The sequence below is a fragment of the Streptomyces sp. 7R007 genome, assembly GCF_054850255.1.
The window spans coordinates 1-407 of the sequence record NZ_JBTWMV010000174.1 but is presented as its reverse complement, the minus strand read 5'-3'; the positions used below and the strand labels follow the sequence as shown (position 1 = coordinate 407).

1 pseudogene is annotated in these 407 nt (G+C 70.5%); it reads right to left on the bottom strand.

Annotated elements, in window-relative coordinates:
* Window positions 1–407: pseudogene (locus tag ACYF6T_RS44665) on the bottom strand (2-oxoacid:acceptor oxidoreductase subunit alpha); the annotation flags it as partial.

Genomic DNA, 407 nt, shown 5'->3' with positions numbered 1-407 from the left:
CCGAGGTTGCGGGGGAAGGGGTTGAGGTGGCGCAGGTGGGCTTGGGCGATGGATTCGCCGGCGGTGCGCAGCCGGCGTACCGCCGCGGTGATGGGTCCGTAGGTGGAGCCCCAGCCGAGCACGAGGGTGCGGGCCTGGTGCGGGTCGTCGACGTCGAGGTCGGGGACGTCGATGCCGTCGATCTTTGCTTGGCGGGTGCGGACCATGAAGTCGTGGTTGGCGGGGGCGTAGGAGATGTTGCCGCTGCCGTCTTCCTTCTCGATGCCGCCGATGCGGTGTTCGAGGCCGGGGGTGCCGGGGATGGCCCAGGGGCGGGCGAGGGTGTGGGGGTCGCGTTTGTAGGGCCAGAAGACCTCGGTGCCGTCGTCCAGGGTGTGGTTGGGCCCTTGGGCGAACTGCACGCGCAG